The organism is Microvirga sesbaniae, from assembly GCF_025460805.1.
In the GTDB taxonomy this organism is placed as follows: domain Bacteria; phylum Pseudomonadota; class Alphaproteobacteria; order Rhizobiales; family Beijerinckiaceae; genus Microvirga; species Microvirga sesbaniae.
Genome location: NZ_JAMXFJ010000036.1, coordinates 1 through 14183, shown reverse-complemented (window position 1 = coordinate 14183; position 14183 = coordinate 1). Strand labels below are relative to the sequence as shown.

The 14183-nt window shown below is 64.0% G+C and carries 11 protein-coding genes and 1 pseudogene; 2 read left to right on the top strand and 10 right to left on the bottom strand.

Annotated features, from left to right (window positions below; genetic code table 11):
• Window positions 1–553 precede the first annotated feature (553 nt).
• Window positions 554–1720: pseudogene (locus OCW50_RS27265) on the top strand (alpha/beta hydrolase); the annotation flags it as partial.
• Window positions 1721–2195: 475 nt separating this feature from the next.
• On the opposite strand, the gene OCW50_RS27260 reads toward OCW50_RS27265, so the two are convergent.
• The 9 genes from OCW50_RS27260 to OCW50_RS27220 form a co-directional block, all read right to left on the bottom strand.
• A complete protein-coding gene (locus tag OCW50_RS27260) occupies window positions 2196–2612 on the bottom strand; it encodes a hypothetical protein (protein ID WP_262299752.1) in 417 nt (138 codons plus the stop codon).
• Window positions 2613–2749: 137 nt separating this feature from the next.
• Entirely contained in the window at window positions 2750–3250 is a 501-nt protein-coding gene (locus OCW50_RS27255) for a hypothetical protein (protein ID WP_262299751.1), read from the bottom strand.
• Window positions 3251–3516: 266 nt separating this feature from the next.
• Window positions 3517–4473: an adenylate/guanylate cyclase domain-containing protein gene (locus OCW50_RS27250; protein WP_262299750.1), complete on the bottom strand. Its 957-nt coding sequence runs from the start codon at window positions 4471–4473 to the stop codon at window positions 3517–3519.
• Window positions 4445–4972: a hypothetical protein gene (locus OCW50_RS27245; RefSeq protein WP_262299749.1), complete on the bottom strand. Its 528-nt coding sequence runs from the start codon at window positions 4970–4972 to the stop codon at window positions 4445–4447. Before OCW50_RS27245 ends, OCW50_RS27250 begins: the two co-directional genes overlap by 29 nt.
• A 111-nt stretch (window positions 4973–5083) precedes the next feature.
• Entirely contained in the window at window positions 5084–5755 is a 672-nt protein-coding gene (locus OCW50_RS27240; protein ID WP_262299748.1) for a TetR/AcrR family transcriptional regulator, read from the bottom strand.
• 137 nt (window positions 5756–5892) lie between these two features.
• Window positions 5893–9000, bottom strand: a complete 3108-nt coding sequence (locus OCW50_RS27235; RefSeq protein ID WP_262299747.1) for an efflux RND transporter permease subunit — start codon at window positions 8998–9000, stop codon at window positions 5893–5895.
• Window positions 8997–10076, bottom strand: a complete 1080-nt coding sequence (locus OCW50_RS27230) for an efflux RND transporter periplasmic adaptor subunit (protein WP_262299746.1) — start codon at window positions 10074–10076, stop codon at window positions 8997–8999. Before OCW50_RS27230 ends, OCW50_RS27235 begins: the two co-directional genes overlap by 4 nt.
• Window positions 10073–11170 carry an efflux RND transporter periplasmic adaptor subunit gene (locus OCW50_RS27225; protein WP_262299745.1) on the bottom strand — a complete coding sequence of 366 codons (1098 nt, stop codon included), beginning with the start codon at window positions 11168–11170 and terminating at the stop codon, window positions 10073–10075. Before OCW50_RS27225 ends, OCW50_RS27230 begins: the two co-directional genes overlap by 4 nt.
• Before the next feature lie 210 nt (window positions 11171–11380).
• Window positions 11381–12916 carry a sensor histidine kinase gene (locus tag OCW50_RS27220; RefSeq protein WP_262299744.1) on the bottom strand — a complete coding sequence of 512 codons (1536 nt, stop codon included), beginning with the start codon at window positions 12914–12916 and terminating at the stop codon, window positions 11381–11383.
• A 97-nt stretch (window positions 12917–13013) separates the two neighbouring features.
• On the opposite strand from OCW50_RS27220, the gene OCW50_RS27215 reads away from it, so the two are divergent.
• On the top strand, window positions 13014–13940 hold the full coding sequence (locus OCW50_RS27215; RefSeq protein ID WP_262299743.1) for a LysR substrate-binding domain-containing protein: 927 nt from the start codon (window positions 13014–13016) through the stop codon (window positions 13938–13940).
• 71 nt (window positions 13941–14011) lie between these two features.
• On the opposite strand, the gene OCW50_RS27210 is transcribed toward OCW50_RS27215, so the two are convergent.
• On the bottom strand, window positions 14012–14183 hold a 172-nt coding region (locus OCW50_RS27210), incomplete at its 5' end, for an SDR family oxidoreductase (protein WP_262299772.1).

Below are 14183 nucleotides of genomic sequence, written 5' to 3'. Positions count from 1 at the left end.
ATGATTTAAGAGCAGCGGCCAACTGCCTGTTCGGACGTCCAGCCGTATCCTGACGACCGAAATATACGAAATGTTCTCTCAGATCACCTTTCTCTATGGCATGGCCTTCATGCTGGCGATCAGCAAGGTCTGAATCAGTGATATCGGTCCCCAATCGTAAGATGAAAAACAATATATTGGACCCGAAAAGCGTTTGAGGCGAAGTTTGCCCGACATCCGAATGCGGCCGATGCCCAGTGGTTCCCGCACCTCATAATGTCAGTCTATCTCACTGAAAGGACAAGAAATGAGACGGGGACTCAACGTTCACCTCGCCGCCCTGGCTGTTGCGGGCACCCTCGGAACGGCGGCTCACGCATCCGACCTGCCGGAAGGACGATCCAGCGCTGGAGCATGACATGATCGGCTGGAGCCTGCTTGTCGCGGACAGCGCCGGAAAGTCCCTCCTCTCACTTCCTCTCGCTGGATCGGTGCAGGCGAATGCGCCTCGGAGACTAACCGCGTGCTTGAATTGAGAACGCCTGCACCCCCTGATCCGTCGAAACCCCAAGTCATGAAACTGATTGCCAAAGCATCAGAGTCGCCCAGAAAGCCCTGCGCCCTGCACCAAGCGACCCGCCTTGTTGTCGTTCTTTCCCTTTGCATCGGTGCGACGGGATGTGCGGGCTTGCCTAAAGGGGTTTTGGCGCCGGTTCAGGCAACCGTTCCAGGCGCCTCTCAGGTGAACCTTCTCGTCGCCACCACACGGGCTCCCGTATCGGACCCGGCCGTCCTGTTCTCGGGAGAGCGCGGCCAGGGGCTACGCTCGACTGAGATCACGGTCTCCATCCCCCCGGCGGAGAACCGGCAGGTCGGACAGGTGCAGTGGCCGAAGAGCCTGCCGCCGGATCCTGCGACAGAGTTCGCAACGACAAACGTCAGGGACTTGTCCGACCTCGGCGAGGTGCGTGGATGGTTGAAGCAGCATCTCCCACGCAGCCGTCGCGTCCTTGTCTTCGTGCACGGATTCAACAACCGCTATGAAGACGCGGTGTACCGCTTTGCTCAGATCGTGCACGATTCCCACGCGGACGTCGCGCCGATCCTGTTCACCTGGCCTTCTCGGGCCAGTGTCCTCGACTATGCCTATGACAGGGAAAGCACCAACTACTCCCGGACGCAGCTCGAGGAGGTTCTGCGGCGAGCTGCCCAGGACCCGTCGGTCGGCGATGTCACGATCATGGCTCACTCGATGGGAAGCTGGCTTGTGACGGAGGCCCTGCGTCAGATGGCGATCCGCGATGGTCGTGTCGCGCCGAAGATCAGGAACGTCATTCTGGCATCGCCGGATCTCGACATCGATGTCTTTCGCCGGCAGTCGCAGGAACTGGGCCTGTCCCGTCCGAAGCTTACGCTTTTCGTCTCGCAGGACGATCAGGCCTTGAGCGTGTCACGCCATATCGGCGGCGACGTCGATCGGCTCGGCCAGATCAATCCGGCGGCCGAGCCCTACCGGTCCGAACTGGAGAAGGCCGGGGTGACGGTTCTCGACCTGACGGCGCTCAAGAGCGGCGATCCGCTCAATCATGGCAAGTTCGCGGAAAGCCCTGAGGTGGTCAAGCTGCTCGGCGAGCGGCTCGTGGCCGGGCAGACGATCACCGATGGCAAGATCGGCGTCGGTGAACAATTGGGGATCGTGACGGCGGGAGCGTCACAAACGGTAAGAAGTGCCGCTAGCCTTTTCAGTCTCCGCTGACGGATCGCTCATACTGAGTATTGCGCGATAGATTCACGGAGCGTCTTGACCCCTAATCACGACAGTCCTGTCGTCCCCGAACCAAGAGGTCCCTCATGGATCGGTGGAAGCAGTCCCGCGTAGTCCGCGCGACAACAAAATCGAGCTTCTGCGAGAGCTTGCCTGCGGTCCCCGGGCCGTCACCAGAGGACCCTTTGGCTTATGTCTCAAGATGGGCTGGTGTGCGCGAACTCCGAGTCATGACCCAGGTTCATCCGACCTGAGCGGACCTGCTCATTATGCCATCACTCCGGAAGGACTGGATGCTCTCGGGCGGGAAACGGAGCAGGTCGAGCCGTCGTGCGGTGCTGGAGGTCCGCGTCAGCGGAACGTGGATTACACTTTATGCCCGATTCTCTCATTCAAGAAGAAAGCATCGGATGGATCCCAAAAGTGCAAGTCCACTTTTGGGTCCGATGCTTTAGTGGCGTGTCCGCAGTTCCGTGATGGCAGCATTCAGACCCGATTGGTACTTCTCGAGCAACAGTGCCATCACGTTGCCTGCGCCTGTCTTCCCTACTCGTGCAACCAGGAAACTGCTCAGCCCATCCTCGCGTGCTTTGCATCGCTCGAAAGCTTTCTTTGCGAGGATCTCCGGATCCTGCCGCGAATGGATCCTGTCTCTTACGAATGAGGCGGCACAAGCCTGCCATTGGTCGTTCAGAGTCCTAGCCTCCTCATAGACGACAAGGGGATCGAACTCGTCGGCAAAGACAGGAGGTCCGGCAACCAGTGAGGCGATCATAGGGCAGAAGAGAAACGCAACGCGCCAGCCTGTCTTGGGGGAGCGGATGTATCGGGTAGCATCATCGCGATGTCGCCTCATGAACAATTGCATTCCGAATACCTGTCCTTGCTCCACCCAGAATTTTGGGGATCGAGCAAAAATGAAAATCCAACGCCGCGTCGCTGGCATGCTTCATGCTTCCATGCCGCTGACCAGATGCGCGGTGGAAGCAATCCGTGATCTTACGACTACTCGCCGCGCTTCACGCGAATCCATTCGTGCTTGAGGATTCCTTGCAGGACTTGCGTGATATCGCGGCTGATGGCCTCGATGCGGTCCTCGACGCCCTCGTCCAGCAATGGAGAGCGGAGCTGGTCGATCGCTTCCTTCATCAGGACATTGAGCTGCAGGTGGTCCTGCTCGAGCGGGTTGAGCATGAGCTCGATCTTGGAGACGGTCCGCAGCAAGTTCTCCACGCGCCTGGAGAGCTCGGGATCCCGTGCGATGATGAGCCCCGTCGGCTCCTCGAGGGTCTGGCGGAACGCCGCTGCGATCAGAAGCTGCGAGTTGAGGCTCGCCACAAGGTCGCGCATCGTGTCGATCCACTTCTGGCGATTGACCGAAAGCACGTTGGCCCTGAATTCGAACCTGGCGATCCGTGTGTTGACGAACGGTCCGGCGATCGAGGCGATCATCGCCGTCGAGGCCGAAATGAGGGTGATCCACTGCGGGTTAAGATCCATGGCCACCTGCCTCTCCGGTGGTGACGGCCTCGCCCGGATCCAATGTGACGGTGCTGGAGGTCATGGGCATCAATCCGTCCCTGTGAAAAGGTATGGAGAGAGGAATAGACGCGGGCAAATCTCCGGTCCAATATATTGTTTTTTACGCTTTGATTTGAAAAGTATATCAGTAGCTGACTTCATCTATCGCGGCCCAGACATCAAAGCCCGGACGCAGGGCGGGCCGATCCAGTCCTCAGTCGTCTGCGGGTCAGGACGGGCCAAAGGGATGCTCATGTAAGCCGGTAGATCCCCATCGTGCCATCTCTCTCCCGCACCTCCCACCGGGCCCAGAACACGGCCTGTCCGGGCTCAGGCAGGCCGGTATCGACTCCCTCGGTGGTCAACGTGATCACGTCGCTGTCGTCCTGGACGTCCTTCCCGACCTGTTCCAGGCGCTGCGCGATGTTAGCCGCATCTCCGGCAAGCGTGTAGTTCATCCGGCTGGGAGCCCCGATGTTGCCCACGAGTTCAGGGCCTGTGCTGATGCCAATCCTCACCTGGACAGGGGCGAGGCCGCTTCTCGACCGGACTCTGTTGTCCGCGTGAATCCTGGAGGCGATCGCCTGTGCGGCCCGGCAGGCCCGTTCCACATGATCGGGCTGCTCCTCCGGTGCACCCCAGAACGCCATGAGGCTGTCGCCGATGGACTTGTCGATCGTGCCTCCCTCGGCCTCGACACAGGCGCCGACCAGAGCAAAGTGCGAGTTCAGGAACCTTGCCGTTTCGGAGGGGGACAGCCGCGATGCGATCCGTGTGAAGCCGCTCAGATCCGTGAACATGACGGTGACAGCACGCTCATAGGCGTTGGCGAGATCGTCCTGCCCGTGCGCGATCAGGCGATGAACAAGGCGTTTGGGCAGATACAGCTCAAACCAGCGAAGGGCAGCAACCATGGCGTTCAGGGCCTGGCCAGCCGTGTCGAGTTCCCGGACCCGGCTGCGCGAGAGAACGGGGGCCTTGTCGAAGTCGAGCGTCCGGACGGCTTCCGTGACGCGAACGAAGTCATGGATCGGACGCGCGACCCGCCGGCCGACCGCGATCGCGCCGAGCACGGAGACGAGCAGGAGCCCTGATCCGGCCAACACCATGGTCTGCAGTCGCTCCGCCTCCTGCCCGGCGTCCGAACCGGGCAAGGCCGCGCCAATGATCCAGGGCTTCTCACCGAACCCTGCGATCCGTCGGTACATGTAGATGAAGCAGTCGGCCGAAGATGGGGTCCCGCCATCCGGCAGCCTTGCCGGCGCGCACATCCTCGAAGAGCTTGATGATCTCGGGCTGGCCGGACCAATCCTCAATGATGAGGCGGCCATCCCGTCGCTCCACCCGCTCGACCTCCAGGTCGGAGCGGATGAAGCCGATGCCGGTTACCTGCGGTGTTGCGGCAAGGGCAGACCTGAGGGCTGTTTCGAGCGCTCCGGCATCCTTGATGTCGAGCTGTCCCCGATCGATCGAGATCCTCGGATACTCGGCCTGGGCCACGACGAGGCCAAGATGTTGCCGGACGCGCTGCTCGATGGATGACAGGATCAGGTCGGCCTTGTCGGCCAGAAGCTCGCCCGTGTTCCGCCCCGCGCCCGCGAGGCTTACCACGAGAACGGAGTCGACAGCGAGGAGCATCAAGCCCCCGAAACTGATCGCCAGAAGCGTGCTGAGAGAGAAATAGCGTGGAGAGATACGCTGTCGCATGCGGATCTCGGGTTTCCGACCGAGGATTGTTGCTCCAACGGAGCCGACCGGGCAAGGGCTTCGCTGATGAGCGGAAACCGCGTGGACATCATGCTTCCCAGCCATAGCGGCTCATGAGACCTGCTCTCCCGCCGTGCGGCCGGCATCCCGCCGTCGGATGCCCGAGTTTCGGAGAATGTCCTCGACCACCGCCGTGCATTCCGCTTCCGTCAGGCAAGGCTGGTGGGGCACCAGGACACGCTCCATCACATGCGCCATGCACTGCCTTGCGAACTCCTCTGCCGCGGCACGGCTGCTGCCGATCCGAAGGTTGCCGGGAGCCGCTCGGAGATCGAGATAAGCTGCGATCTGCTCCACGGTCTGGCCCAGGCTGTTCCGGAGGAACTCTTCTCCGAGCCCGGGAAACCGGCCAAGCGCTCCGATGATCAGGCGCAGGGTGGCGATGGTGGCCGGATTGTTCAGGGTTTCGAGAACGGCCAGCCCGATCTGACGCAGGGCGGAGCACGGGTCAGGGTCGTCCTGGTCGACGGACGGCAGCGCCCGCGCGATCCTCTCCGCTTCCGTGGCGATCAGCGCTCTGAACAGGGCATCCTTGCTGTCGAAGTGGTGATAGACCGATCCTTTCGAGACGCCGGACTGATTGATGATCTGGTCGATGCTGGTGCCCGCATAGCCGCTCAGAAGAAAGACCTGACGCGCGCCGTCCAGGATCTGGCGCTTCGTGAGGGTGCTCCTGAGATCATGCTGGCGTTTGTCGCTGCGAGGCGGATTGTCGTTGGGCACGGGGCTTCGCTCCTTTTTGCATGCAGGGAAGGTGTGCCCCGGCGACACAAGCCGCCGGGGCTGGAAGGCGTTCACACGAACCGGGTACGGGGGACAGGGCCGCGGTCCGGAACGCCCGCCAATCGGGTCAGCGCGCTCTATGCCGGCGCATGCGTCTTCTCTGGTTTATGCCCCGCCTCGGGGGCCGGCAGCTTCGTATGAGGTTCAGATGGCGCCTTGATGCGGAACCAGGCGACGTACAGCGCCGGCAGGAACAGGAGCGTCAGCAGCGTGCCCACGATGATGCCCCCCATCATGGCGAAGGCCATCGGCCCCCAGAACACTTCGGATGCGATCGGGATCAGCGCCAGGCTCGCCGCCGCCGCCGTCAGCAGGATGGGGCGCGTCCGATGCATGGTGGCGTCGACCACGGCTTCCCATGGATCCCAGCCCTCCCGCAGATGGTCGTCGATCTGCACGACCAGGATCACCGAATTGCGGATCAGGATGCCGACCAGCGCCAGCACTCCCAGGATGGCCACGAAGCCCATGGGAGCCCCGCTCGGCAGCATCGCCGCCACCACGCCGATCAGCCCGAGCGGCGCCACCGCCACCACCAGGAACAGCCGCGAGAAGCTCTGCAGCTGAACCATCAGGATGGTCGCCATGATGAACAGCATGAGCGGGACCACCGCCGCGATCGGCCCCTGGGACTTCGCGCTCTCCTCAACGGGGCCGGCCACCACCACCCCGTACCCGGCCGGGAGCGTGCGGATGAACTCCTGCACCTTGGGCTCGAGCTGCTGGGCGATCGTTGCCGGCTGCGTCGCATCGACGATGCTGCCCCGGATCGTGATCGTTGGCAGGCGGCTGCGGCGCCAGATCACCGGCTGCTCGAGCTCGTAATGGAAGGTCGCGACCGCCGCCAGCGGCACCGACTGGCCGTTCTTGCCCGGCAGCTGCAGGTTCTGGAGCGTCTCGATGGAGCGCCGCTCGGCGGCGCGGGCCCGGGCCACCACGTCGACCAGATAGATCGAATCGCGCACCTGGGTGATGCTCGTGCCGCCCACGACACTGTTAAGGGCGCCTGCGATGTCCTGCGAGGTCACGCCGAGCTGGCGGGCCTTGTCCTGGAGCACATCGACCTTCACCACCCGGGCGGGCTCGTTCCAGTTGAAGCCGATGTTGGTGACCCGAGGGTGCTCGCCGATGACAGCCGCGAGCTGCTGCGCCAGCCTCCGCACCGTCTGGACGTCCGGCCCGCTGAGCCGGTACTGCACCGGGCGCCCGGCCGGCGGCCCCATCGCCAGCAGGTCCACGTACACGTCGAGGCCGGCAAACTCCTCCCGAGCCCAGGTCTTGATCTTGGCCCTGAGACGTTCACGAGCCTCGATGCTCTTGGTCACGATGACCATCTGGCCGTAGAACGGATTCGACGGCTGCGGGTCGAAGGAGAGGATGAAGCGCACCGCGCCCTGGCCGACATAGGACGACCAGTGATCGATGTCGGGATCACCTGCGAGCTTGGCCTCGAAGCGGTCCATCTGCGCCTTCGTGTCGGTGATCGCGGCGTTCTGCGGCAGGGTGAAGTCGACGAGGAGTTCGTTGCGGTCCGAGGACGGGAAGAACTGCTGCTCGACGAGCCTCATGCCGTAAAGCGAGAGGCCGAACATCGCCACCGTCACCCCGATGGTCAGCCAACGCCAGCGCATGGCACCGTCGAGGAGGTGCGAGAACGCCGTCAACAGGCGGCCCGGCTTGTCGTGATGCTTCTTCATCGTCTTCGGCAGCAGCGTCACGCCGAGCAGGGGCGTGAACACCACCGCGACGATCCACGACAGCAACAGCGAGGCGGCGATCACCACGAACAGCGTGAAGGTATACTCGCCCGCGTTGCTGCTGTTGAGACCGACCGGGATAAAGCTCGCGACGGTGACGAGCGTCCCGGTGAGCATCGGGAACGCGGTGGAGGTGTAGACGGCGGTGGCGGCCTTGCGCAGCGTGTCGCCGGCCTCCAGCCGCGCCACCATCATCTCGACGGCGATCATCGCATCGTCGACCAGAAGACCGAGCGCGATGATGAGGGCGCCGAGCGAAATGCGCTGCAGGGAGATGCCGGCAAGTTCCATGATCATGAAGGTCATGGCGAGCACGAGCGGGATCGACAGCGCGACCACCAACCCGGCCCGCATGCCGAGGCTCAGGAAGCTGACCACCAGCACGATCACCACGGCCTCGAACAAGGCCTTGGTGAAGCCGCCGACTGCCTCCTCAACCACGACGGGTTGATCGGCCACGAGATGTACGCCGACGCCGATGGGCAGTTCGTCGGTGATCTTGGCCATCTGTTCGTGCAGCGCCTCGCCGAAGTGCAGCAGGTTGGCGCCGGTCTTCATGCCGATGGCCAGGCCGATGGCAGGCTCGCCCTTGAACCGGAACAGCGCCTGCGGCGGGTCGATGGTGCCGCGGCTGATGGCGGCGATGTCGCTGAGGCGGAAGAAGCGGTCGTTGATGCGCAGGTTGAGATTGCGCAGGCTCTCCTCCGAGCTGAACTGTCCCGTCACCCGGACGCTGATGCGCTCAGCACCGGCCTCGATGACGCCGGAGGGCGTGATCGCGTTCTGGGCCTGGAGTGTCTGCACGACGTCCTGCTGGCTGATGCCGAGGGCGGCCATCTCGCGCGTGGAGAACTCCAGGAAGATGACCTCGTCCTGGGCGCCGATCAGGTTGACCTTGCCGACGTTCGGCACTGTGAGAACCTTGGTCCGCACGTCCTCGACATAGTCGCGCAGCTGCCGCTGCGTCAGGCCGTCCGCGGTGAACGCATAGACGTTGCCGTAGACGTCACCAAAATCGTCGTTGAAGACAGGACCCACGACACCTTGGGGAAGCTCGCGTTTGATGTCGTTGACCATGTTCCGGACCCGTACCCAGACGTCCGGCACGTCGCGGCTTTTGACCGTGTCCTTCAAGTTGACATAGATCACACTCTGGCCCGGCGTGGTCTGGCTGCGGGTGTAGTCGAGGGTGTCGAGCTCCTCGAGCTTCTTCTCGATCCGTTCAGTGACTTGGCGGGCGGTATCCTCAACCGTGGCGCCGGGCCACTGGGCCGCGATCACCATGGTTTTGATGGTGAACGACGGGTCCTCCTCGCGCCCCAAGTTGACGTAGGCAAGGAAGCCAGCAACGGCGGAAATGATCATGAAGTACCAGACGAGGGAGCGGTGCTCGAGCGCCCAGTCGGACAGGTTGAAGCGGCTTGTCATTGGGAGGCCTCATCGGCGATCTTGACTGTTTGGTCGGGGGTCAGGCTGTTCACGCCGGCGGTGACCACACGCATGCCGGCGGCGAGCCCGTTCAGAACCCGGACGGAGGATCCGTCCCTGGCGGCGATCGTCACGTCCCGGGTCGACACTGTCCGGGTGTCCGGATCGACGACCCAGACCGTCGTCCTACCGTCCCGCTCCAGCAGCGCCGAGACGGGCAGCTCGATCCCCGGCACCGCCTGCGTCGTGACCGTGGCGGTGATCGTCGTTCCGAGACGGAAGCTCTCGGGTGGGTCCTCGAGGGTGATCCGCACCCGCCGCGTTCGGGTGGCGGGATCCGCCTGTGGCGCGATCTCCCGCACCGACCCGGCCGCCCGCACCGAGGGATCCAGCTGCAGAGCGATGTCGAAGCGGGCCTCCGGCCTGAGATCCCGCCCGATGCTCTCGGGCAGATCGACGACCGCCTCCCGGATGTCAGGGCGAGCCACCGAGACGACCGTTTGTCCCGGCTGGACCACCTGCCCGAGTTCCGCCGCGGTGGCCGTGACTACGCCGGCGAAGTCGGCGCGAAGCTCGGTGTAGCCGAGTTGCTCCTCGGCCTTGTCGAGGTTTGCCCTGGCGCTCGTGACGCCGGCCTCCGCGGACTCGCGGGCTTGCTTGGCGGCGTCGAACTGTGCCTGGGTGGTGATCTTCTGCTCGAGCAGTGTGCGCTGACGGGTCTCGGTCGAGGCGGCATTCTCGAGGCGGGCGGTCGCGCTGGAGAGGTCAGCCTGCGCCGATCTCACCGCCAGCTGGTAGGCGAGGGAGTCGAGCGTGGCCAGGCGCTGCCCCTTCTTGACCACGTCGCCCACATTGACATCTCGGCTGATGATGCGTCCGAGCACCCGAAAGCCCAGGTCGGACTTGTACCGGGGCTCGACGGTTCCGGCGAAGCCCACGGTCCGCACGGCCTGCGGGGCAACAACGACGGTGAGAACGGGTCGAGGTGCCGGCGCCTCGGCACGGTGCTCCTCCTGGCAGGCGGCGAGCAGGCCGACCACACTCAGGGCTGCCACGGATGTCAGAACAGGGTTCATGAAGCCGCTCCTTCGGGGAATGCAACGACCTGATCGGGCCGCAGGAACTGCGCTCCACCGGTCACGATGATCTCTCCGGGTTGCAGCCCCCCACGCACGACCACCTTTCCGGTCTCGTAGCCGTCAACGGTGATCGACCTCAGCGACACTGCCTTGGTCTGAGGGTCGACGGTCCACACGGCCGGTCGACCGTTCCCGCTGGAAAGGGCGCTCCACGGGATCACCACGAGCTTGCGGGTCTGGAACCGGCCCTCGCCGACGACGGCGGCGCCGAGGGTCATCGCTGCCGGCGGATGCTTGATGGCGACCTTAGCCCTGACAGTTCCGGTGGCCCTGTCCACGGTCGGGGAGATCTCACGCACGCTGCCCGTTGCCGTCACGGCCGGATCGGACACCAGCGTCAGGGCGATGGCGGGATCAGCGAGTTCGCAGGTGAAGATCGATTCGTAGACATTGAAGACCGCATCGCGCGGTCCGTCCTGCGCGATCGAGAAGATGGTCTGGGCCGCCTGCACGACCTGCCCGGTCTCGGCCTTGCGGGCCGTGATGACCCCGGAAACGCCGGCCCGCAGCACCGTGTCGGACAGGTGGTCGCGGGCGGTGCCGAGTTGGGCCCGTGCGGTGTCGAGGGTAGCCTGCGCCGTACGGAACGCTTCCTGGGCCTGATCGTGCTCCCGCTTGGTCGTGTAGCCCTGGACGAGAAGAGCTTTCTGGCGCTCGTAAGTCGAGGTCGCCTCGCGAAGCACGGCCTGGGCGGACTGGACGGCGGCCTCGGCGGCGGTCAGCGTCGCCTGCTGCTGCTGCGGATCGAGCCGGGCCACCACCTGGTCGGCGGTCACGTGGTCGCCGACATTGACCAGGCGCTCCGTGATGCGACCGCCCACCCGGAACGACAGGTCGCTTTCGACCTGTGCACGGACTTCCCCGGTCAGCCGCACCACTGGGGCATAGTCGGTCAACCTGGCCGTCTCGACCTGAACCACGACCGGAGAATTCTCCGGTCGGCTGGTCTGTTGCTGACAGGCCGTCAGACTCGTCACCGCGAGCATCGCCGTGTAACCGACCAATCTGTGCCATTGACGACTGCATGCCATGGCGTGCTCTTTCCCTGATGTCCTCGGAAACCATTGCCCTTGACGATGGGATAGGCTTGTTACATGGGCTGGTCCAATATATTGTTTTCGTCTTTACGATTGGCAAAACATATCGATATGCCGAGATTGGAGCCGGTATTCGCGTGGCCGCTGGATTGGCCGTTCAAAGGCGACAGCACTCGGGAGTCGGGGCTGACCCTGTGCAGGCAGTCATCTCCCCGCCACACCCGCTAGGGCAGCCTCCACCCGCACGCGCAATCCTTCCGGTGCGAAGGCCACATCAACCTCGCCGCCGAGTTGACGGCTGAGCACGCGCTCCAGCAGCGTTGTTCCGAAGCCCTTGCGGTCCGGCACGGCCACGGGGGGGCCGCCTTGCTCCACCCATTCGAAGCGGATCCTGCTTTCCTCGACGACCTCGGCAGGCAGGCTCCATGTGACCTGAACGCGTCCCTGTGGACTGGACAGTGCTCCATACTTGGCCGCGTTTGTCGTCAGCTCATGCACCGCCATTCCGACAGCCAGGGTCAGATGGGAAGGCAGGTCCAGGTCCGGTCCGTTCAGGAGGATGCGTGTGCCGGTCTGATCGTCATACGGCTCGAGCTCGCTGCGCAGGATGTCCCGCAGCTGCACGCCCGCCATCTCGTTGTCGAACAGGAGCGTGTGGGTCTTTGCGAGGGACATGATCCGCTGGGTCAGGGAGTCCCTGAAGTTCTTGACCGAGGGCGCGTTGCGGGCCGTGGAGTTCACCAGGGCCTGCACCGTGCTCAGGGTGTTCTTCACCCGGTGATGGAGCTCGCGCATGAGCAGGGCCTGCTGCTCCTCCAGATGCTTCTTCTCGCTCATGTCGGAGAACATGCCCAACGCACCCGAGACCTGCCCTGCCTCGTCACGCAGGGGGCTGGTGGCGGCCAGGACGGGGATGGCCGCACCGTCCTTGCGCCGGAAGCGGATCTCGAACTGCTCGGTCTCGCCGGCAAGATTGCGGCCGACCCGCTCGCGGTGGTCCGGCTCGTCCTCGGGGAAGATGAACTCCACCGCCGGACGCCCGGTCATCTCGTCCGGGGTGCAGCCCAGCATGGCTGCCATGCGGGCATTCACGAACTGCGTCCGGGCATCGGCGCCGATCAGCCAGATCCCCTCGTTGGCGGTCTCGACGATGGCGCGGAAACGCGCCTCGCTGGCACGCAGCGCCTCTTCGGTGAGCCTGCGGTCATGGATGTCGGTGGTCGTCCCGGACCAGGCGGTGACGGCGCCTTTGGAATTCCGTACCGGGATGGCCCGGGTCAGGAACCAGCGGTACTCGCCGTCATGGCGACGGATGCGGGTCTCGATCTCAAAGTTCCGTCCGCTCTGCCGCGCGGCGGTCCACGCCTCCCAGCAGCGGGCCTGATCATCGGGATGGAGCACCGACAGCGGCCAGCGGCGGGCATTCTGTGCGGGCGCGATGCCGCAGAAGCGGTACCACTGGTCGTTGACGAAGGTCGTCGTGCCGTCCGGAGCCGCAGTCCAGACGATCGATGGGATCACGTTGGCAAGGGCACGGAAACGAGCCTCGCTTTTGTCAAGGAAGTCGCCCTGCTCCGAGAGCAGGTCGATCGGGTCGCTGCGAGAGAGCAGGATCCCCTTGTCACCATCAATATGAGCGAGCTTTGAGGTGTCGATGACGCTCTGGCCGGTCAAGCTTTCTGCAGCTGGCAGCTCAACAGGCTTGTTGTCGACGGCGAGTGGGCGGGAGATCATAGGCATCCATCTATCCTGTGCGAAGGCAGGAATAGGGATTAGTTGCCCACATAGCCCGGATCTAATATATTGTTTTTGGCCCTACGATTAGAGAAACCTATCAATGGATCTGCGCCAGCTCCGGTACTTCGTCGCAACCGCCGAGGAACTGCATTTTGGCCGGGCAGCCGAGCGGGTTCACATCGCGCAGCCGGCCCTGAGCATCCAGATCAAGGCCTTGGAGGACACGCTGGGTGTCCAGCTCCTCAACCGGACCAACCGGGTGGTGACCCTGACAGAGGCAGGCCGCCTGTTCCTCAAGGAGGCCCGCCGCACCCTTGATCAGGCGCAGCATGCCGCCGTCGTGGCCCGCCGGGCCGGACGCGGCGAGATCGGCCGCATCGAGATCGGCTACTCCGTAGACACGTCCTACTCCGGGGTCCTGTCAGAGGTCCTGCGGCAGTACAAGCGACGGGTTCCCGATGTCGAACTCGGGCTGCACGAGCTGCATCCGAGCACGCAGATCGCACAGCTCCTGGAAGGCCGGATCCATGTCGGATTCATCGCCAGCTTTGCCGCCGGTCCTGCCGGGAAGCTGCCGCCGGAGCTGGATGCGATCCGCCTGGCGGAATGGCCGTTGAGGGTGGCGCTTCCAGCGGACCATCCCCTCGCCAGGCGGAGCCGGATTCCGCGGGAGTCGCTCGCGGACGAGCCGTTCATCGTCTACGTCGGATCGGACATCGAACAGGACCGCTCTTTGATCCAGTCAGTGGTTGGGTTCGTGCCACGTGTCGCATACGAGGTGCGCAACGGGTTTTCTCTCGTGAGCCTTGTCGGTGCCGGACTGGGTGTGGCCATCGTTCCTTCGTCGGTCAGCTCCGTCAGCATCGGCGAGCACGTCGTCTACAGGCCCATCTCCGGCAGCACGATGCAGGTCGGAACCGACGTCGTTTTCCGCAGGGACGCTGACGATCCGGCCGTGGTCAACTTCCTGGAGATCGTCCGGCCAGATCAGCATGATGCCAAGGGAAAGCGACACCGAGGCACGTGATTCATCCGGGAAACCGAAGAGACCTCAAGGTCCGCCGGCGGAGCGCTCCCATCCGGGTTCCGGGCCGGCCCTCACACCGACGTCCAGCCGCCGTCCATCGACAGGTTGGCGCCGGTGATCTGGCTCGCCGCGTCCGAGCACAGGAAGACGGCGAGCGCCGCCACCTGATCCACGGTGACGAACTGCTTGGTGGGCTGGGCCTCCAGGAGCACGTCGTTGATCACCTGCTCCTTGGTCAGGTTG

Bases quoted from the DNA above. Each gene is read 5' to 3' on its own strand.
- OCW50_RS27260 (WP_262299752.1), bottom strand. From the start codon at position 2,612: ATGCAATTGTTCATGAGGCGACATCGCGATGATGCTACCCGATACATC.
- OCW50_RS27250 (WP_262299750.1), bottom strand. From the start codon at position 4,473: ATGTACCGACGGATCGCAGGGTTCGGTGAGAAGCCCTGGATCATTGGC.
- OCW50_RS27245 (WP_262299749.1), bottom strand. From the start codon at position 4,972: ATGCGACAGCGTATCTCTCCACGCTATTTCTCTCTCAGCACGCTTCTG.
- OCW50_RS27235 (WP_262299747.1), bottom strand. From the start codon at position 9,000: ATGACAAGCCGCTTCAACCTGTCCGACTGGGCGCTCGAGCACCGCTCC.
- OCW50_RS27230 (WP_262299746.1), bottom strand. From the start codon at position 10,076: ATGAACCCTGTTCTGACATCCGTGGCAGCCCTGAGTGTGGTCGGCCTG.
- OCW50_RS27225 (WP_262299745.1), bottom strand. From the start codon at position 11,170: ATGGCATGCAGTCGTCAATGGCACAGATTGGTCGGTTACACGGCGATG.
- OCW50_RS27220 (WP_262299744.1), bottom strand. From the start codon at position 12,916: ATGCCTATGATCTCCCGCCCACTCGCCGTCGACAACAAGCCTGTTGAG.
- OCW50_RS27215 (WP_262299743.1), top strand. From the start codon at position 13,014: ATGGATCTGCGCCAGCTCCGGTACTTCGTCGCAACCGCCGAGGAACTG.